We start from the raw sequence: 18,793 nt of genomic DNA on the forward strand, positions 1-18,793 counted from the left end.
GTGACTCGGATGATTACGAAAACTAGCAAAAACGCTACTCGTCTTAAAAGACACGCTCGTGTTCGTGCGAAACTTTCAGGTACTGCTGAAAGACCTCGCCTTAACGTTTTCCGTTCTAACAAGAACATCTACGCTCAAGTAATTGATGATGTTAACGGTGTAACACTTGTAAGTGCTTCTACTCTTGATAAAGAGTTAAAGATCGAGAATAGTTCTGACGCTGCAGCTGCTACTAAAGTTGGCGAACTTGTTGCAAAACGTGCTGTTGAAAAAGGAATCTCTAACGTGGTATTTGACCGCGGAGGATACTTATATCATGGACGTGTAAAAGCTCTAGCTGAAGCTGCTCGTGAGGCTGGACTTAAATTTTAATAAAAGAAGGAGGGACACATCCGAATGAGTCGTATTGACCAAAGCAAATTAGAGTTAGAAGAACGCTTAGTTACGGTTAACCGCGTAGCGAAAGTTGTTAAAGGTGGACGTCGTTTCCGTTTTGCAGCTTTAGTTGTTGTCGGTGACAAAAACGGTCATGTAGGATTCGGTACTGGTAAAGCACAAGAAGTACCAGAAGCGATCCGCAAAGCTGTTGAAGATGCGAAAAAGAATTTAATTGAAGTACCAATGGTTGGAACTACAATTCCACATGAAATCATCGGTCGATTCGGTGCAGGAAACGTTCTATTGAAGCCTGCTTCAGAAGGTACAGGAGTTATCGCTGGAGGCCCAGTGCGTGCGGTTCTTGAGCTTGCTGGTCTAGCTGATATCCTTTCTAAATCTCTAGGTTCTAATACACCGATCAACATGATCCGCGCAACACTTCAGGGTTTAAGTGAACTTAAACGTGCTGAAGACGTTGCGAAGCTTCGTGGAAAATCTGTAGAAGACCTGTTAGGATAAGGAGGGAACATTAATGGCAAATAAATTAGAAATTACCCTCAAACGCAGTGTAATCGGTCGCCCAGAAGATCAGCGTGTCACTGTTCGTACTCTTGGTCTTAAGAAAACAAACCAAACAGTCGTACATGAAGACAATGCAGCGATCCGCGGCATGATTAACAAGGTGTCTCATTTAGTTTCTGTTAAAGAACAATAAAACATTTTTAATCGATAAGGAGGTGCCCAAATGAAACTTCATGAATTGAAGCCTTCAGAAGGTTCACGTAAAGTACGCAACCGTGTTGGTCGTGGTATTGGATCAGGTAACGGTAAAACTTCTGGTAAAGGTCATAAAGGTCAAAACGCTCGTTCTGGCGGCGGTGTACGCCCTGGTTTCGAAGGTGGTCAGATGCCTTTATTCCAACGTCTTCCAAAACGTGGTTTTACAAACATCAACCGTAAAGATTACGCGGTTATCAACTTAGACAGATTAAACAGTTTTGACGAAGGAACGGAAGTAACTCCTGAACTTCTTCTAGAGACTGGTGCAATAAGCAAGTTAAAAGCAGGAGTAAAAATTCTTGGCAACGGTAAATTAGAAAAAAAATTAACTGTAAAAGCCAATAAATTCTCTGCTTCTGCGAAAGAAGCTATTGAAGCTGCTGGCGGTACAGCCGAGGTGATCTAACTTGTTTAAGACAATCTCCAATTTTATGCGCGTGAAAGATATACGGAATAAGATTATATTCACTCTTTTAATGTTAATCGTCTTTCGTATAGGTGCTTTCATCCCTGTGCCTAATGTGAACGCCGAAGTTCTCCAGGCACAGGATCAAATGAGTGTTTTCGGGATCCTCAACACGTTTGGGGGCGGGGCACTTTTCCAATTCTCCATTCTTGCAATGGGGATTATGCCGTATATCACTGCTTCGATCATCATTCAGCTCTTGCAGATGGATGTTGTTCCGAAGTTCACTGAGTGGTCAAAGCAAGGAGAGGTTGGCCGCCGAAAATTAGCACAATTCACAAGGTATTTTACAATTGTTCTAGGTTTTATCCAGGCGTTAGGAATGTCATATGGATTCAACAATATGGCAGGAGGCATGCTGATTGAAAACCCAGGTGTTTCAACGTACCTCTTAATTGCGGTCGTACTCACTGCGGGAACAGCATTTTTAATGTGGCTAGGAGAGCAGATTACTGCTCACGGTGTTGGTAACGGTATTTCGATTATTATCTTTGCCGGTATCATCGCAGGTATCCCTCAAACATTAAAACAAGTGTACGCTCAGCAATTTGTGGGTGGAGATGGACAGCTGTTCATGCAAATCCTGAAAATTGCCCTTATTGTTATTGCTATCCTTGTCATTGTTATCGGTGTTATTTACATTCAAATGGCAGTGAGAAAGATTGCGATTCAATATTCAAAAGGAACTGGCCGTGCACAAATGTCTGCTAGTCAAGCAACGCACCTTCCATTGAAAGTGAATCCAGCAGGGGTGATTCCAGTCATCTTTGCCGTTTCTTTCATTATTACTCCGCAGACGGTTGCATCGTTCTTCGGAACCAATAATGTGACAACTTGGATAACCAACAACTTTGACTATACTAAGCCAATCGGTATGACGATTTATGTAGCACTGATTGTTGCTTTCACATATTTTTATGCCTTTGTCCAAGTGAATCCTGAACAAATGGCTGAAAATCTGCAAAAGCAGGGTGGCTATATCCCGGGAGTTCGTCCAGGGAAAATGACTCAAGATAGAATTACGAGCATTTTGTACCGACTCACGTTTGTGGGCGCCATTTTCTTAGCCGTGATTTCAATACTTCCTATCTTTTTCATTCAATTCGCTGGATTACCTTCCGCTGCACAAATTGGCGGCACAAGTCTTCTCATTGTTGTAGGTGTTGCACTTGAAACAATGAAACAGCTTGAAAGCCAATTAGTGAAACGAAACTACCGTGGATTTATGAAATAAAACAGAGGGCTGGGCTTCTGCCCAACCTCTCTAAGTAAGGAAGGGGAAATCCGAAATGAACTTAGTCTTAATGGGGCTTCCGGGTGCTGGTAAAGGCACTCAGGCAGAACGAATTGTTGATGATTATGGGATCCCTCATATCTCAACAGGAGATATGTTCCGCGCTGCTATGAAAGAGGAGACACAACTTGGGCTCGAAGCAAAATCCTTTATCGATAAAGGAGAGCTTGTTCCTGATGAGGTCACAATCGGTATTGTTAGAGAAAGACTTGGCAAAAATGATTGTGAACAAGGTTTTCTTCTGGACGGATTTCCGCGAACAGTCGCTCAGGCTGAAGCTTTAGAAGAAATTCTAAAGGACCTTGGCAGAACGATTGATTATGTCATTAATATTAAAGTTGATAAAGATGCTTTGATGGAGCGTCTGACTGGCCGAAGAATTTGCAAAAATTGCGGAGCGACATATCATTTAGTATTCAATCCACCTGCGAAAGAAAATGTTTGCGATAAGTGTGGAGGCGAGCTTTATCAACGTGCAGATGATAATGCAGAAACCGTTTCGACTAGACTTGAAGTAAACTTAAAGCAGACTGAACCTTTACTGAACTTCTATTCAGAAAAAGGGTATCTTGCAAACATTGATGGTGCGAAGCACATTAACGATGTATATGCAGATATCAAGAACCTGCTTGGGGGATTAAATAAATGATTATCTGTAAAACTCCTCGCGAGCTTGAGATTATGAGAGAAGCTGGACGCATTGTCGCACTGACTCATGAAGAGCTGAAGAAACACATAAAACCAGGTATTTCGACAAAAGAATTGGATCAAATTGCCGAACGTTTTATTACAAAGCAGGGTGCAATCCCATCTTTTAAAGGGTATAATGGTTTTCGCGGGAGCATTTGCGTTTCGGTGAATGAAGAACTCGTTCACGGTATTCCTGGTAAACGGGTTTTACGTGATGGCGACATCATTAGTATCGATATTGGTGCAAAGTTAAATGGCTATCATGGTGACTCTGCTTGGACTTATCCAGTTGGGGTAATCAGTGATGAAGACCGCAAACTACTGGAAGTCACAGAGGAATCTCTATATAAAGGCTTACAGGAAGCAAAGCCAGGCGAACGTCTGTCGAACATTTCCCATGCCATACAAACGTATGTAGAAAACGAGAATTTCTCAGTTGTTAGAGAATATGTTGGACATGGGGTCGGACAGGATCTTCATGAGGACCCTCAAATTCCTCATTATGGTCCGCCCAACAAAGGCCCGCGGCTAAAACCTGGAATGGTGTTGGCCATCGAACCGATGGTGAACGCAGGCAGCCGATATGTGAAAACATTGGCTGATAACTGGACGGTTGTAACGGTTGATGGGAAAAAGTGTGCTCACTTTGAGCATACGATTGCGATTACAGATACAGGTTTTGATATACTGACTAAGATTTAGGTCTTCACTGAAGCCTTTCAGGCCCAAATCGGGCAGGTTGTCTGTATAGTCCAAAGGAAAGAACAAGATCAGTATACAGGTGTCATCGGCATGTTCGGTGGCTGCCATGTACTAATCGCAGACGGAGAAAAGCGTAAATTTCATTCTCCTAAGAAAAAATATCAATCATATAACCTTTTATGGTTGCGTATCTCCGGAAGTTCAGAACAGTATATTCAAAACAGGTCGGGTGATAGATGGACAATTGAGATGAACTCATTTGGACATTTGTCAGAGAGCAAGTTACTGATTTGAAGAAGGGAGAACACTTGAATGGCGAAAGACGATGTAATTGAAGTGGAAGGTACTGTAGCAGAAACTTTGCCAAATGCAATGTTCAAAGTTGAACTAGAGAATGGTCATACAGTTTTGGCTCATGTATCAGGAAAAATCCGTATGCACTTCATTCGCATTTTACCTGGAGACAAAGTTACGGTAGAATTATCTCCATATGACTTAACTCGTGGTAGAATTACGTACCGTTACAAATAAAGCAACTCCGGAAGAAGGAGGTTGGAAACACATGAAAGTGAGACCATCTGTTAAACCTATCTGTGAAAAATGTAAAGTTATTCGCAGAAAAGGAAAAGTAATGGTGATCTGTGAAAACCCAAAACATAAACAAAAACAAGGCTAATAACAAGGAGGTGCCCAAATCATGGCTCGTATTGCTGGTGTAGATATTCCACGTGATAAACGTGTTGTCATTTCTTTAACATATGTTTTTGGAATTGGTCGTACGACTGCGCAACAAGTCCTTAAAGAAGCAGGTGTTTCTGAAGACACTCGCGTTCGCGATCTAACTGAAGACGAACTTGGTAAAATCCGTGATATCATTGACAAACTTAAAGTAGAAGGTGACCTTCGTCGTGAAGTTTCACTTAACATTAAGCGTCTAATTGAAATCGGAAGCTACCGCGGAATCCGTCATCGTAGAGGACTTCCTGTTCGTGGACAAAACACAAAAAACAACGCGCGTACTCGTAAAGGTCCGCGTCGTACTGTAGCTAACAAGAAAAAATAAGTAAAGGAGGTAGTTAAAGAATGGCTGCTGCTCGTAAACAAAATACGCGTAAACGTCGCGTGAAAAAGAATATTGAAGCTGGAATCGCTCATATCCGTTCCACTTTCAACAACACGATTGTAACGATTACTGATGTTCATGGAAACGCAATTTCTTGGTCAAGTGCTGGTGCATTAGGATTCAGAGGTTCTCGTAAATCTACTCCTTTCGCTGCACAAATGGCTGCTGAAACTGCTGCTAAAGGTTCTATCGAACATGGTCTTAAAACACTTGAAGTAACTGTTAAAGGTCCTGGTTCTGGTCGTGAAGCTGCAATTCGTGCGCTTCAAGCTGCAGGTCTTGAAGTTACTGCAATCAGAGACGTAACTCCAGTTCCTCATAACGGATGCCGTCCACCAAAACGTCGCCGCGTGTAATTTGTTTGTATAGATTTTGTGTCCCTGTCAATAATGGGTTATGATACAGTTATTTATGAGACGAATACACGACTCGTTGCCTGAGCACATACGGGACTAAACAATGAGGAATTTCGGATGGAATCTCATATGATTCTATTCGAGGTTTCGACGTTTTGAAGGAGGGTTTTATTAGATGATCGAAATTGAAAAACCAAAAATCGAAACGGTTGAAATCAGCGACGATGCCAAGTATGGCAAGTTTGTCGTAGAGCCACTTGAGCGTGGATATGGTACCACTTTAGGGAACTCCCTTCGTCGTATCCTTTTATCCTCACTTCCTGGTGCAGCTGTAACATCGATCCAGATAGATGGTGTCTTACACGAATTCTCAACGATCGAAGGCGTGGTTGAAGATGTTACAACGATTATCTTAAACATTAAAAAGCTTGCACTCAAAATCTACTCTGAAGAAGAGAAGACGCTTGAAATTGATGTACAAGATGAAGGTACTGTAACAGCTGCTGATATTACACACGACAGCGATATTGAAATCTTAAATCCAGATCTCCACATCGCAACTCTTGGCAAGAATGCGAGCTTCCGTGTTCGCTTAACTGCACAAAGAGGTCGCGGGTATAATCCTGCTGATGCAAACAAAAGAGACGATCAGCCAATCGGTGTGATTCCGATCGACTCAATCTATACACCTGTATCTCGTGTGACTTATCAAGTGGAGAACACCCGTGTTGGGCAAATCACAAACTATGATAAATTAACACTAGATGTATGGACTGATGGAAGCACAGGACCGAAAGAAGCGATCGCTCTAGGTTCTAAGATTTTAACTGAACACCTGAATATTTTCGTTGGGTTAACTGACGAAGCTCAGCATGCTGAAATCATGGTTGAGAAAGAAGAAGACCAAAAAGAAAAAGTGCTTGAAATGACAATTGAAGAGCTTGATCTTTCTGTTCGTTCTTACAACTGTTTGAAGCGTGCGGGTATTAACACTGTTCAAGAGCTTGCTAACAAGACAGAAGAGGATATGATGAAAGTTCGTAACCTTGGACGTAAATCTCTTGAAGAAGTGAAAGCGAAACTAGAAGAACTTGGACTGGGTCTTCGTAAAGACGATTGACTAGTTTCATTGTGAACTAGGATTTTCGTGTGTTTTTTATTCATACAGCATCTCTAACTAAGGAGGGGACATCACATGGCATACAGAAAGCTAGGACGCACTAGTGCACAACGTAAAGCAATGCTTCGTGACCTAACGACTGATTTGATCATCAACGAACGCATCGAAACAACTGAAACACGTGCGAAAGAACTTCGCTCTGTAGTTGAAAAAATGATCACTCTTGGCAAACGCGGAGATCTTCATGCTCGCCGTCAAGCTGCAGCTTACATTCGTAATGAAGTAGCTAATGCTGAAACAAACCAAGATGCACTTCAAAAATTATTCGCTGACGTTGCAACTCGCTACGAAGATCGCCAAGGTGGATACACTCGTATCATGAAGCTTGGACCTCGTCGCGGCGATGGCGCACCAATGGCTGTCATTGAATTAGTTTAATCACATAGCGTGTATCTAAGAAAGGGCGGGACAGTTCATAACTGGATCTATGCCCTTTTTTAGATACTACGGCTTTTTAGCAATAAGCAAAGAAGAGATTGAGCTGAGAGGAGGTCCGGTAGAGATGGGGAAGACATTAATTGACGTAAAGGACATTGTATTTCGTTATCACAAGGATGCGGACAAGCCCGCTTTAGATCAAGTGTCATTGCATGTGAACCAAAATGAATGGCTCGCCATTGTTGGCCATAACGGTTCAGGTAAATCCACACTTGCCCGTGTACTGAATGGGCTCATTTTACCGGATGCTGGAACGGTCAAGGTTGGAGAGATTGAGCTCAAAGAAGAGAGTGTTTGGGATGTTCGCAAAAAGGTCGGAATGGTCTTTCAAAACCCAGATAACCAATTCGTTGGCTCAACGGTTCGTGATGATGTGGCTTTTGGTTTAGAAAATAACGGGGTTGAGCGGGAATTGATGATAGAACGTGTAGATTGGGCTGTTAAACAGGTCAATATGCAGGAGTTTCTTGATCAAGAGCCGCACCATCTATCAGGCGGGCAAAAGCAGAGAGTCGCCATTGCAGGTGTACTTGCCGCAAGCCCTGACATCATGATTTTGGATGAAGCAACATCGATGCTTGATCCGATTGGCCGTGAAGAAGTGTTAGAGACTGTTAGACTATTGAAGGAACAAGGAACGGTCACAGTCATTTCCATCACACATGATTTAGACGAGGCCGCTAAGGCAGACCGGGTCATTGTAATGAATGGCGGGAAAAAATTTGCCGAGGGAACCCCAGAGGAAGTATTTGAACTAGATGAACAGCTGGTTCAGATTGGACTTGATCTGCCATTCTCCTATCGGTTGAGCAAACAATTGAAGCAGCAAGGTGTGCCGCTTGCAAATGCCCATTTGACACAAGAAGGATTGGTGAAAGAGCTATGGACATTACGATCAAAGAACTAGAGCATCGTTATCAAATGAAAACGCCGTTTGAGCGTCTCGCTTTGTATGATGTCAATGCTTCCATCCAAGAGGGCAGTTATGTCGCTGTCATTGGTCATACAGGCTCTGGCAAGTCCACATTGCTGCAGCACTTAAATGGATTGCTCAAACCAACGAAGGGGAGCATTGCGCTTGGAGATATCGTCTTACAAGCCAATAAAAAGCAGAAGGGTTTAAAATCCCTTCGGAAAAAAGTAGGCATCGTGTTTCAGTTTCCTGAGCATCAGCTCTTTGAAGAAACGATCCTAAAGGATATCTGCTTTGGTCCGATGAATTTTGGCGTTCCTCAGGAGAAGGCAGAAGCGAAGGCAAAGGAAATGCTGAAGCTGGTTGGTCTTCCTGAATCTCTATTATCTCGATCTCCCTTTGAACTAAGCGGCGGTCAAATGAGACGTGTGGCGATTGCAGGTGTTCTAGCGATGGAGCCAGAAGTGCTTGTGCTGGATGAACCGACTGCAGGGTTAGATCCACGCGGACGGAAGGAAATCATGGACATGTTCTATGAACTTCATCAAAAGGCAAACCTCACCACGATTCTGGTTACACACAGTATGGAGGACGCCGCTCATTATGCGGATCAAATGATTGTGATGCATAAAGGAACAGTGAAGGCGACAGGTACGCCGAGAGAATTGTTTGCTAATCGTACAGACATGTCTTCATTTGGTCTCGACCTCCCAGAAACGATTAAATTCCAGCAGACTGTAGAAGAAAAGCTGGGCATTACGTTTCCAAGGCCGCTTATGACCATGGATGAAATGGCAGAAGCCTTAACAGCTCTTTATCAGGAGGACACGACATCATGATGGATAGTATGATTATCGGCAAATATGTGCCAGGTTCATCCTTTGTCCATCGTCTTGATCCAAGGACAAAGCTGTTATCAATTTTCTTTTTTGTCTTTATTGTCTTTTTTGCTAATAATTACATCACTTACGGGCTTTTAGGTGTCTTTACCCTCCTTGTGGTGATGGTTTCTCAGGTGCCGCTATACTTTATTCTCAAGGGAATGAAGCCGATCCTATGGATTGTCCTGTTTACCTTCATTCTGCATATCTTCATGACAAAGGATGGCGCCTTGCTATTTCACTTTGGTTTTTTAAATATTTATGAAGAAGGTCTAAAGCAGGGGATTTTCATTTCACTCCGTTTTGTCTATCTCATCATGATGACGACACTTCTGACGTTAACCACAACGCCTATAGAAGTGACAGACGGTATGGAAAAATTGCTTCATCCATTCCGTAAAATCAAACTGCCTGTTCACGAGCTTGCTCTCATGATGTCCATCTCTCTTCGGTTTATTCCAACTTTACTAGAAGAGACGGACAAAATCATGAAGGCACAAATGGCAAGAGGTGTTGATTTTACAAGCGGACCTCTAAAGGACCGCATGAAAGCAATTGTTCCTTTGCTTGTTCCGCTTTTCGTCAGTGCGTTTAAGCGTGCAGAGGAACTGGCGACAGCAATGGAAGCGAGAGGCTACCGCGGGGGAGAAGGGCGGACGAAATACCGTCAGCTTGTCTGGGGCATGAAAGACACGTTCACGCTGCTTCTATTCATCCTGTTAACAGCACTCCTTGTGCTTCTGAGAAATTAGGTGATTCCTAGATGAAGGTCAAATGTACCGTATCCTACGATGGGACACATTTTAAAGGCTATCAGGTGCAGCCTGGGCAGCGGACTGTTCAGACGGAGATCGAGTCTGCTCTTGCAAGAATGCACAAACAGGATGAACCGATTCCGATTGTGGCTTCTGGCCGCACGGACAGCGGTGTGCATGCGAAAGGGCAGGTCATCCATTTTGATACCCCGCTCTCGATCCCGATGGAGAGATGGCCTTTTGCCCTCAACAGTCTCCTGCCGGATGATATCCGGGTTCTAAAGGCTGAGGAAGTGGATGACTCGTTTCATGCACGTTTTAGTGTCGTTTCGAAGGAGTACCGTTATAAGGTCTCAACGGAAACGCACCAAAATGTGTTCACGAGACAGTATGCCTGCCACTATCCTTACCGGCTGGATGCAGGCAAAATGAGAGAAGCCGCTGGGCACCTCATTGGCACACATGATTTCACAAGCTTTTGTGCGGCTAATACAGAGGTTCAGGACAAGGTGAGGGATATTTACACCCTTGAGTGGGAAAACGTCTCAGACGGGCTTGAAATGCGTGTGAGAGGAAATGGCTTTTTATACAACATGGTGCGAATTATCGCTGGAACGTTACTTGAAATCGGATCTGGTAAATTTCACCCTGAGGAGATAAAAGCCATGCTTGCCGCCCGAAATCGCGAAGCGGCAGGCAAGACTGCGCCTAGTCACGGACTGTATTTATGGGAAGTTTTCTATGACAACTAAACCAGGTGTAACATGTTCTTGACACAGGAAGCAGAAAGTTATAAGATATCATATGGTATGTATTTCAACCCCACAAATAAGCCCCGGAAGACTTATCTTGTGTTTTGAAATAGAACGTAGCATTTGATTCAAGGAAAAATCATTGATTTATTTAGGAGGGAAACTCATGCGTACAACACCAATGGCGAACGCAAGCACAATTGAGCGCAAATGGCTAGTTGTTGATGCGGCAGGCAAGACTCTAGGTCGTCTTTCTACTGAAGTAGCATCACTTTTGCGCGGTAAGCACAAACCAACTTATACACCACACGTTGATACAGGTGATCACGTCATCATCATCAATGCTGAGAAAATTGAATTAACAGGTAAGAAATTGACGGACAAAATTTACTACCGTCACACAATGCACCCAGGTGGTTTGAAACAAAGAACTGCTCTTGAGATGCGTACAAACTACCCTGAAAAAATGTTGGAGCTTGCTATCAAAGGTATGCTTCCAAAGGGTCCATTAGGCCGTCAAATGTTCAAAAAATTAAATGTGTACCGTGGTTCTGAGCATCCACATCAAGCACAACAACCTGAAGTTTACGAACTTCGCGGTTAATTATAAGGGAGGTTAACAATTTGGCACAGGTTCAATATTACGGTACAGGTCGTCGTAAAAGTTCTGTAGCGCGCGTTCGCTTAGTTCCAGGTGAAGGCCGTATCGTCGTTAATAATCGTGAAATTACTGAATACATTCCATTCGCTGCTTTAATCGAAGACGTGAAACAGCCTTTGAACATCACAGAAACAGCTAACAGCTACGATGTTCTTGTAACTGTTCACGGTGGTGGATTCTCTGGTCAAGCTGGAGCAATTCGTCACGGTATCTCTCGTGCTCTTCTAGAAGTAGATCCTGAGTACCGTACATCACTTAAACGTGCTGGACTTCTTACTCGTGACCCTCGTATGAAAGAGCGTAAGAAATACGGTCTTAAAGGCGCACGTAGAGCTCCTCAGTTCTCAAAACGTTAATCAATTTTATATTGTATGGACGTTTTACAAAGGTTTGTTACAGACAAACCATATATTAAAAGCATCAGCATCCTGCTGGTGCTTTTTTTTGTGCTTTTTATTTAATAAATAATGACTGGTCACTTCCTTTTGGATACGTATAAAATATGAGTATAGAAAGTTTTCTGTTTAAAAGAAGATTATTTATGGAGGTTGTCCTATGAATCTAACGACAGAAAGGTGTCTCATTCGACCATTTACTGATGATGATTGGCAGGATGTTTATGCATATACATCTGATCCGGCAGTGATGAAGTATATTCCGGAAGATGTATTTTCTAAAGAAGATGCGAAGGAATTTATCAAAAATAATCGTCATGAAAATGCTAAGTATGTCGCTGTCCTATTAAAAGAAGATCATACATGCATTGGGCATATCGCGTTTCATCCGTACTTTGGTGAGCACACATATGAAATTGGGTGGGTCTTCAATCCTGCATATCAAAACAAAGGCTATGCATCAGAAGCGGCTTATGCTGTACTAAATTATGGCTTTCACACAATGAATTTACATCGAATCATTGCCACTTGTCAGCCTGAAAATGTGCCATCGTGGAGAGTGATGGAGAAAATGGGGATGAGAAGAGAAGGGTATTTTAAAAAGTGTATACCACAAGGAAACGAGTGGTGGGATGAGTTTTACTATGCCATTTTACAAGATGAATGGTTCATGAAGAAGACTTGATAAGTTTTCATGATATGAAGTAATTCGTCATTCCAAATATCCCTTCGCTTTCACTATTGATATAATCAGGTCAAATAAGCAGAAGAGGGGCGCGGGCATGAGGATCTTTGATGCACATTTTCATATCATTGATTTTGATTTTCCCATTCAAGAAAACCAAGGATATACACCGCATAGTTATGTGGTGAATGATTATAGGAAAGAGACGGCTGATTTTGGGATTTTAGGTGGGACAATCGTGTCAGGGTCATTTCAAGGCTTTGACCAAGGCTATTTGTTGAAAGCGCTAGATGAACTGGGCCCAGCTTTTTGCGGTGTGACTCAATTACCTTTTACAGCAACTGATGATGAGATTGTTCATTTGGATCAACATGGGGTAAAAGCTTTACGTTTTAATGTGAAGCGGGGTGGTTCGGAGGCTATTTCGAAGCTCGATTATTTTGCGAGAAGGGTGTATGAGCTGGCGGGATGGCATAGTGAGATTTACATAGACGCTAGGCATCTCCCTGACATCTCATCTATGCTTGAAAAGCTGCCGGCCGTTTCAATTGATCATTTAGGCTTATCGGAAGAAGGCTTGCCGCATTTGCTAAAGCTGGTTGAAAAAGGAGTTCGTGTGAAAGCAACAGGTTTTGGACGTGTCGATTTAAACGTTGAACATGCGCTGACGTCTATTTATCAAACGAATCCTAATGCACTGATGTTTGGTACAGACCTTCCATCCACAAGGGCAAAGCGTCCATTTGAATACGGTGATGTTGAGTTGATTCAACAGCTTTTTGATGAAAAAGCTGCTGATCACATCTTATATAAGAACGCACTTCAATGGTATTTTGGTCAATGATGAAATTGTTTCACTTCATTTCATAGGAGGTGTTTTCTTTGGATTTAAGTCAACTGACGTGCAGAGAAGCCACGCTGGAAGATCTCGACAAGATCGTCTTCATGCTCGCTGATGATATGTTAGGTCAAAAAAGAGAGCGCTACACTCAACCATTATTAGAAAGCTATATCAAAGCCTTTCACTCAATAGATGCTGATCCAAATATTGAACTCATGGTTGCGTGTGATCAGGAAGAAGCTGTAGGTGTTCTCCAATTGACCATGACGCCATTTCTTACACATCAAGGAGGATGGAGAGCTTCAATAGAAGGAGTTCGTACAGCCTCGACTCATAGAGGAAAAGGAATTGGCACGATGTTGATAAAAAGGGCTATTCAACACGCAAGCGACCGCGGCTGTCATATGATTCAGCTAACAACAGACAAACAGAGACCAGATGCACACCGTTTTTATGAAAAATTAGGGTTTGAAGCTACGCATGATGGGATGAAACTGCATCTGCCCCATCAATAAGAACATCAAGAAGTGGAGGGATTCGCGAACCTCTGCTTTTTTGCGCCTTTATTTGAAATATTTGTTATATTGAATATGTAAATCCTCTGTTATTTGGAAAGGAGAAACATGTTACTCAAAATCGGTCTCGTTGTTATTGGTGTGGTCATACTTTACGTAATGGTTCAAATCTTGCTGTATAAAAGAGATATGAAGAAAACGAAGGAAGATCTTTTGACATTTGTCGCAAAAAACAAAAAGGACGTATCAGTGACAATCATTGAAAATGATGACGTGGTGTTAGATTGGAATGGTGATCAAAAAACACCACTTGCAAGTACGGTGAAATTAATGGTTTTATTTCATTTTGTCAAATCTGTCTCCAGTGGCGGCATCAAGCTAGATGAAAAAGTGGCATTGTCTGATATAGAGCGGTTTTATATTGATAGAACAGACGGTGGTGCACACACGTACTGGCTCGAGGTCAACGATTTTTCTGAGCATGCGACTTTATTAGATATCGCCAAAGGGATGATGCAAGTCAGTTCGAATGCTTGTACCGATTATTTAATTGACCGGCTCGGCTTAGAAAAGATCAATGATCGGATGAAACAAGCAGGTCTTACAGAACATGATGAACTCATGCCGGTCACCCCAAAGCTTTTGTGGTCATCCTATGTTTCTGATCATCGGCGGGATGCATTAAAGCAAATGAGCGGTGTAACTGATGAGCAATACAAATCTTTGATGAATGAGATTTTCAATATCATGAAAAATGACCCAGAGCATAAAAAGGCGTTAGAAGAAAAAATGACGAAAAAGAACTTATTAAGCTTTCGTATTCAATCATTACTGACGCAAAAGATGACAAAGTCTACAACCAATCAGTATGCACAATTTATGAAACGTCTACATGATGAGCTATTAACAATAGAAGAAAAAAGTCTTTTTAGCCAAATCGTACTGGGAGAAACATTGAAGACGGAAAAAGATCAATATATTTGGTATAAAGGCGGTTCAACATTGTTTGTTTTCACAGCTGCTTTATATCGAAAAACAGATACATCATCTATGTCCATCTCTCTTTTTATCAATGATCCGAAAGCGAACAATTCTCATTGGATTGGGGGAGCATTCAATGAATTTATGCTTACTGCAGCAGTGGATCAAAACTTCCGACAAAGATTGATTCAAGCTTTTACTAAATAATCATCAAAAAAACAGAGGGAGACACCCCTCTGTTTTATTAATTCTGCATGGGAAACGCTTTGTATACATCTTGGCGTTTTTCTTTTGACTTCACAACTCCATCTACAATCTCCTTTTGCCAAAGAACTGCATCATCTTTGTGCTCTTTAAAAGAGTGAGGCAGCTTCTTTTCTAGCAGTTGTCTTTTAAACGTGACGGATGGCTCGTCTTTAGAGCTCATGTTAAGTGTCACTTGCTCTACGTTATCGACAAGGATAAAAAGTGCAATTGCGTTGTATAAATACGTTTTCTCAATCGTGTCCTTTTGATCAAACCAGAAGGCGTCAAATTGTTCTTCTGTGTAGCCGGCATTTTCTTTTACGCCGTACGTGACGTCTAATGATTTCCCATCAACGATTTCAAATTCTCGAATCATGCCTCCAGGAAGCTCTGATAAGATGTCACGAATGGCTGAGTTGTTACCTAGATACGTGCTTTTATGCTTGGAAAGCTGTTTTAAGGATATGTCTTCTATTCCTTTCATGTCGCTCTTCTGCTCGGTAGCTTGACTGCTGCATGCAGATAGGACGATTGTTAATAGCAGCAGGATATACATCCATTTCTTCATTGATTTTGCCCCTTTTCCATTCTTTCTATATAAGTGTTTATTTTATCACAATTTTCCATTACGATAGATCATTGATTTCCATTTACTGAACTGCATGTTTTGTTCAAACCAACGAACAATACAAAGAAAAAAGGAGTTCAGTCCATGGCAGAAATTCTTTCATTTTATCAATTGAAAACAAAACGAGATGTCACGCTTGAAAAGAAGCTGTTGCGTACATTGTCTCTTCAACAAGTGACGGTCGCTTCCGAGAAATTCACGAAGAAGCTGTTCCCATTTGCAGATGATCCAGCCGGTATTATGAGTGATGGCTGCATCGATTTCGCCATTGAAGCTTTTTTAGCAGGTGGGAAATACGGTGAGTCGAGCAAGTACAGTGAATCGTTCGATGATATGAAGAAGCGGTCAATTCATGAGGAAGAGGAGCTGGTTGAAGAGCTGGCAGGGTGTTTGCAATCGTGGGGAAATATGTTCCGAATGGAGCGGGAGATGTCATGTTTTTATCCATTTGCGAGGGATTTTTTAAGCATGTGGTGGCAGGAAGGCTTTCGAGAATCAGAAAAAAGGCATAAGCTTCGGCTGCACTAAGCATATTTCCAGCCCTTGTCCCATATCTATAAAATAATGGTGTATGGGAGGGACAGGGATGAAAAGAAAGCTGAAATGGACAGGGTTTTTAATCGGGTTTATTGTCCTCTTATTCTTATTCAGGTTTCAATTTCTAAATGATGATTCGTGGAAATCGTGGAATTTGCCTCTAAGCGGGAAGATCATCTATCTAGATCCGGGTCATGGTGGTCCAGATGGCGGGGCCGTAGGAGGAGAGCTGCTTGAAAAAGAGATTGCACTGGATGTATCCATGAAGATACGTGACTATTTACAGGAGCAGGGAGCGCTTGTTCTTATGACCCGAGAGGATGATTCTGATTTATCATCAAAGAATACAAAGGGATATGCCCGGAAGAAAGCGGAGGATTTGAGGAACCGCGTAAAAGTCATTAATGAGTCTGAAGCGGATTTCTACTTAAGTATTCATTTAAATGCGATCCCATCGAACAAATGGAGCGGAGCGCAGACGTTTTTTTACGGAAAATATGAAGAGAATGAAAAGGCAGCGAAGTTCATCCAAGATGAATTACGCAGGAATCTTGAAAACACAGATCGAAAGGCGAAGCGGATCAATGGCATTTATTTAATGCAAAATGTCACAAAGCCAGGAGCCCTTGTGGAAATTGGCTTTCTCTCCAACCCGAAAGAGGCAGGTCAGCTGGCAACACCTAAATATCAGGATCAAATTGCTGCCTCCATTTATAAAGGCATTCTCAGATATTTAACAGAGCAAAAAGAGCCGCCTGAATAAGGGGCTTTTTCCTTTTGATCGCAGGCAAACAGGACAGACATTGTAAGGATATGTATGATATACTTGGATTGTAAACGAATTCAATAAGGGGTGAGGTTCTGCTATGATCGGACAAGACGATGTGAGAAAATTAATTGGGAAGATGGACGAACCTTTCCTTCATATACCGCTTGGTGAGCTGGATGCCATCAAGGAAATCAGCCTAAAGCCTGAAAAAGAGCATGTGAGCTTAAAGGTGGCCATTGCCAAAACGGGTACTGCTGAGCAGATGAAGCTGCAGCAAGACATCGTACAAGCCTTGAAATCAGCTGGCGCTAACACAGTAGGGCTACGTTTTGAAGAATTGCCTCAGGAAACACTTGAAAGGTTTATGCCTTCACAAGATGAGGAAGAAAATTTGCTCAACTCTAAAAATCCGCCTGAGTTCTTAGCGATTGCGAGTGGAAAGGGCGGCGTTGGTAAATCCACCGTGTCTGTTAACCTTGCTGTAGCACTGGCTCGTCTAGGGAAAAAAGTCGGACTGATTGATGCAGATATTTATGGCTTTAGTGTACCGGATATGATGGGAATCACCGTCAGACCAACTGTTAAAGGGGAAAAAATTATTCCTGTGGAACGCTTTGGTGTCAAAGTGATTTCAATGGGCTTTTTTGTTGAAGAAAATGCACCGGTCATTTGGAGAGGACCGATGCTTGGTAAAATGCTGAATAACTTCTTCCACGAAGTCGAGTGGGGAGAATTAGATTACTTACTATTAGACCTTCCGCCTGGAACGGGAGATGTGGCGCTTGATATTCATACAATGCTTCCAAGCTGTAAAGAAATCATTGTCACAACACCGCATCCAACAGCTGCTTTCGTTGCTGCTAGAGCGGGCGCAATGGCACTGCAAACAGATCACGAGGTGCTGGGTGTCGTTGAGAATATGAGCTATTATGAAAGCAAAAAAACAGGTGAGAAAGAATATGTCTTTGGAAAAGGAGGCGGGGATAAGCTGGCGGAAGAGCTGCGAGTATCGGTCCTTGGTCAAATTCCTCTAAGGCAGCCTGATTGGAATGAAGATGATTTTGCTCCATCCGTCTATGATGCGAGCCATCCAACAGGAGAAGTGTATCAACACATTGCGAATAAAGTCATTGAACAATTAGCAGTAAAAGCATAATGAAAGCCCGAGTGGATGTAGTTCCACTCGGGTGATGTTTAACTGCCGCTTTCTTCGCTGCCTTTTGAACCAGTATCACTGCTGCTTTCAGATGCTGCTTTTTTGAGCTCATCTTCGAATTTCTTCTTATAAAGAGGACTGCTTAATGTTTCTGTAATGACTTTTTCTAAGTGCTTTCTGAACTCTTTGCTTTTCACCAGTTCACCGTATTTCTTTTCCATTTCGGGATCCTTGAGAATATCCATCATCAATTGCTGATAGTCAGGGTCCTTCATTAACTGTTTTAACATCTTTTCATGCTGTTGCTGCATGGATTTAGCGAAAGTCTCGGCAAATTTAGAATCCTCAAAGACCTTCTTCCAGAACTCTTTGCCTTTATCAGAAGTTAGTGTTTTCTCTATCGTTTGTTTCACAGTTTGTTCATCCATTACCAAAGCTTCATTCATTGCCTCGTCATTTAATAACTGTTGAATGGCCTTTTTACCGTCATCTGTCTTCAATATATCGACGACCATTTTCTTTGTTTCGTCATAGTCCATATTAGATGAGGATTGGGTTTTGGGAGCACAAGCTGTTAAAGATAAAAGAAGAAAACAGCTCAATATACGCAAGATGCCTTTTGACATACTGTGGCTCCTTTCGTTACATGTCTTACTTTTAATATGAATGTT

The 18,793-nt window shown here is 42.2% G+C and carries 28 protein-coding genes and 1 pseudogene; 27 read left to right on the forward strand and 2 right to left on the reverse strand.

The window, feature by feature from the left end; genetic code table 11:
* Positions 1-9 precede the first annotated feature (9 nt).
* The 24 genes and pseudogenes from rplR to MHH26_RS18190 all read left to right on the forward strand — a co-directional run bounded on the left by rplR (position 10) and on the right by MHH26_RS18190 (position 14,993).
* Complete coding sequence (rplR, locus tag MHH26_RS18075; protein ID WP_003216951.1) at positions 10-372, forward strand: 50S ribosomal protein L18; 363 nt, start codon at positions 10-12, stop codon at positions 370-372.
* A gap of 24 nt (positions 373-396) precedes the next feature.
* A complete protein-coding gene (rpsE, locus tag MHH26_RS18080) occupies positions 397-897 on the forward strand; it encodes a 30S ribosomal protein S5 (protein WP_003217179.1) in 501 nt (166 codons plus the stop codon).
* Between the two features lie 13 nt (positions 898-910).
* Positions 911-1,093, forward strand: a complete 183-nt coding sequence (rpmD, locus tag MHH26_RS18085) for a 50S ribosomal protein L30 (RefSeq protein WP_003217067.1) — start codon at positions 911-913, stop codon at positions 1,091-1,093.
* A gap of 30 nt (positions 1,094-1,123) precedes the next feature.
* Positions 1,124-1,564 (forward strand): 50S ribosomal protein L15, encoded by a 441-nt coding sequence (rplO, locus tag MHH26_RS18090; protein ID WP_003216888.1) that lies wholly within the window; start codon positions 1,124-1,126, stop codon positions 1,562-1,564.
* Between the two features lies 1 nt (position 1,565).
* Positions 1,566-2,858 carry a preprotein translocase subunit SecY gene (gene secY, locus MHH26_RS18095; protein WP_012008710.1) on the forward strand — a complete coding sequence of 431 codons (1,293 nt, stop codon included), beginning with the start codon at positions 1,566-1,568 and terminating at the stop codon, positions 2,856-2,858.
* 55 nt (positions 2,859-2,913) lie between these two features.
* On the forward strand, positions 2,914-3,567 hold the full coding sequence (locus MHH26_RS18100; RefSeq protein ID WP_034665602.1) for an adenylate kinase: 654 nt from the start codon (positions 2,914-2,916) through the stop codon (positions 3,565-3,567).
* The gene (gene map, locus MHH26_RS18105) at positions 3,564-4,310 is read left to right on the forward strand and encodes a type I methionyl aminopeptidase (RefSeq protein WP_003217210.1); all 747 of its coding nucleotides are present in this window, start codon (positions 3,564-3,566) and stop codon (positions 4,308-4,310) included. The genes MHH26_RS18100 and map overlap by 4 nt, the downstream gene beginning before the upstream one ends.
* Positions 4,311-4,337: 27 nt before the next feature.
* A pseudogene (locus MHH26_RS18110) lies at positions 4,338-4,645 on the forward strand (KOW domain-containing RNA-binding protein).
* The gene (gene infA, locus MHH26_RS18115) at positions 4,623-4,841 is read left to right on the forward strand and encodes a translation initiation factor IF-1 (protein ID WP_003217190.1); all 219 of its coding nucleotides are present in this window, start codon (positions 4,623-4,625) and stop codon (positions 4,839-4,841) included. Before MHH26_RS18110 ends, infA begins: the two are co-directional and overlap by 23 nt.
* Positions 4,842-4,872: 31 nt before the next feature.
* Entirely contained in the window at positions 4,873-4,986 is a 114-nt protein-coding gene (gene rpmJ, locus MHH26_RS18120; RefSeq protein ID WP_003156543.1) for a 50S ribosomal protein L36, read from the forward strand.
* Between the two features lie 21 nt (positions 4,987-5,007).
* A complete protein-coding gene (gene rpsM, locus MHH26_RS18125; RefSeq protein ID WP_003217023.1) occupies positions 5,008-5,373 on the forward strand; it encodes a 30S ribosomal protein S13 in 366 nt (121 codons plus the stop codon).
* Positions 5,374-5,393: 20 nt separating this feature from the next.
* On the forward strand, positions 5,394-5,789 hold the full coding sequence (rpsK, locus tag MHH26_RS18130; protein WP_003217231.1) for a 30S ribosomal protein S11: 396 nt from the start codon (positions 5,394-5,396) through the stop codon (positions 5,787-5,789).
* Positions 5,790-5,964: 175 nt separating this feature from the next.
* On the forward strand, positions 5,965-6,909 hold the full coding sequence (locus tag MHH26_RS18135) for a DNA-directed RNA polymerase subunit alpha (protein ID WP_003217009.1): 945 nt from the start codon (positions 5,965-5,967) through the stop codon (positions 6,907-6,909).
* Between the two features lie 75 nt (positions 6,910-6,984).
* Positions 6,985-7,347 carry a 50S ribosomal protein L17 gene (rplQ, locus tag MHH26_RS18140; protein ID WP_003216944.1) on the forward strand — a complete coding sequence of 121 codons (363 nt, stop codon included), beginning with the start codon at positions 6,985-6,987 and terminating at the stop codon, positions 7,345-7,347.
* A 124-nt stretch (positions 7,348-7,471) separates the two neighbouring features.
* Positions 7,472-8,314: an energy-coupling factor ABC transporter ATP-binding protein gene (locus MHH26_RS18145; RefSeq protein ID WP_095286189.1), complete on the forward strand. Its 843-nt coding sequence runs from the start codon at positions 7,472-7,474 to the stop codon at positions 8,312-8,314.
* The gene (locus MHH26_RS18150; RefSeq protein ID WP_340974263.1) at positions 8,290-9,159 is read left to right on the forward strand and encodes an energy-coupling factor ABC transporter ATP-binding protein; all 870 of its coding nucleotides are present in this window, start codon (positions 8,290-8,292) and stop codon (positions 9,157-9,159) included. Before MHH26_RS18145 ends, MHH26_RS18150 begins: the two co-directional genes overlap by 25 nt.
* On the forward strand, positions 9,156-9,953 hold the full coding sequence (locus MHH26_RS18155) for an energy-coupling factor transporter transmembrane component T family protein (protein ID WP_044139647.1): 798 nt from the start codon (positions 9,156-9,158) through the stop codon (positions 9,951-9,953). The genes MHH26_RS18150 and MHH26_RS18155 overlap by 4 nt, the downstream gene beginning before the upstream one ends.
* Before the next feature lie 11 nt (positions 9,954-9,964).
* Positions 9,965-10,708: a tRNA pseudouridine(38-40) synthase TruA gene (truA, locus tag MHH26_RS18160; RefSeq protein WP_340974264.1), complete on the forward strand. Its 744-nt coding sequence runs from the start codon at positions 9,965-9,967 to the stop codon at positions 10,706-10,708.
* Positions 10,709-10,874: 166 nt separating this feature from the next.
* Positions 10,875-11,312 carry a 50S ribosomal protein L13 gene (gene rplM / locus MHH26_RS18165; RefSeq protein ID WP_003217042.1) on the forward strand — a complete coding sequence of 146 codons (438 nt, stop codon included), beginning with the start codon at positions 10,875-10,877 and terminating at the stop codon, positions 11,310-11,312.
* A 20-nt stretch (positions 11,313-11,332) separates the two neighbouring features.
* Positions 11,333-11,725 carry a 30S ribosomal protein S9 gene (gene rpsI, locus MHH26_RS18170; protein WP_003217273.1) on the forward strand — a complete coding sequence of 131 codons (393 nt, stop codon included), beginning with the start codon at positions 11,333-11,335 and terminating at the stop codon, positions 11,723-11,725.
* A 199-nt stretch (positions 11,726-11,924) separates the two neighbouring features.
* A complete protein-coding gene (locus tag MHH26_RS18175) occupies positions 11,925-12,449 on the forward strand; it encodes a GNAT family N-acetyltransferase (protein WP_340974265.1) in 525 nt (174 codons plus the stop codon).
* A 97-nt stretch (positions 12,450-12,546) separates the two neighbouring features.
* Positions 12,547-13,293 (forward strand): amidohydrolase family protein, encoded by a 747-nt coding sequence (locus MHH26_RS18180; RefSeq protein WP_340974268.1) that lies wholly within the window; start codon positions 12,547-12,549, stop codon positions 13,291-13,293.
* 38 nt (positions 13,294-13,331) lie between these two features.
* A complete protein-coding gene (locus tag MHH26_RS18185) occupies positions 13,332-13,805 on the forward strand; it encodes a GNAT family N-acetyltransferase (protein ID WP_334750963.1) in 474 nt (157 codons plus the stop codon).
* 108 nt (positions 13,806-13,913) lie between these two features.
* Positions 13,914-14,993: a serine hydrolase gene (locus MHH26_RS18190; RefSeq protein ID WP_340974269.1), complete on the forward strand. Its 1,080-nt coding sequence runs from the start codon at positions 13,914-13,916 to the stop codon at positions 14,991-14,993.
* A 37-nt stretch (positions 14,994-15,030) separates the two neighbouring features.
* Here MHH26_RS18190 and MHH26_RS18195 read toward each other — a convergent pair whose 3' ends face one another.
* A complete protein-coding gene (locus tag MHH26_RS18195; protein ID WP_340974271.1) occupies positions 15,031-15,600 on the reverse strand; it encodes a DUF4825 domain-containing protein in 570 nt (189 codons plus the stop codon).
* A 144-nt stretch (positions 15,601-15,744) separates the two neighbouring features.
* On the opposite strand from MHH26_RS18195, the gene MHH26_RS18200 reads away from it, so the two are divergent.
* The 3 genes from MHH26_RS18200 (at position 15,745) to MHH26_RS18210 (ending at position 18,122) form a co-directional block, all read left to right on the forward strand.
* Positions 15,745-16,188, forward strand: coding sequence for a DUF2521 family protein (locus tag MHH26_RS18200; protein WP_307498867.1), 444 nt, complete (start codon positions 15,745-15,747; stop codon positions 16,186-16,188).
* A gap of 58 nt (positions 16,189-16,246) precedes the next feature.
* Positions 16,247-16,960: an N-acetylmuramoyl-L-alanine amidase CwlD gene (gene cwlD, locus MHH26_RS18205; RefSeq protein WP_034665571.1), complete on the forward strand. Its 714-nt coding sequence runs from the start codon at positions 16,247-16,249 to the stop codon at positions 16,958-16,960.
* Between the two features lie 103 nt (positions 16,961-17,063).
* On the forward strand, positions 17,064-18,122 hold the full coding sequence (locus MHH26_RS18210; protein WP_187704284.1) for an Mrp/NBP35 family ATP-binding protein: 1,059 nt from the start codon (positions 17,064-17,066) through the stop codon (positions 18,120-18,122).
* Between the two features lie 38 nt (positions 18,123-18,160).
* On the opposite strand, the gene gerD is transcribed toward MHH26_RS18210, so the two are convergent.
* Complete coding sequence (gene gerD / locus MHH26_RS18215; protein ID WP_034665564.1) at positions 18,161-18,748, reverse strand: spore germination lipoprotein GerD; 588 nt, start codon at positions 18,746-18,748, stop codon at positions 18,161-18,163.
* Positions 18,749-18,793: the final 45 nt, after the last annotated feature.

Origin of the sequence: Bacillus sp. FSL K6-2839 (genome assembly GCF_038003365.1) — a bacterium.
Classification (GTDB): domain Bacteria; phylum Bacillota; class Bacilli; order Bacillales; family Bacillaceae; genus Bacillus.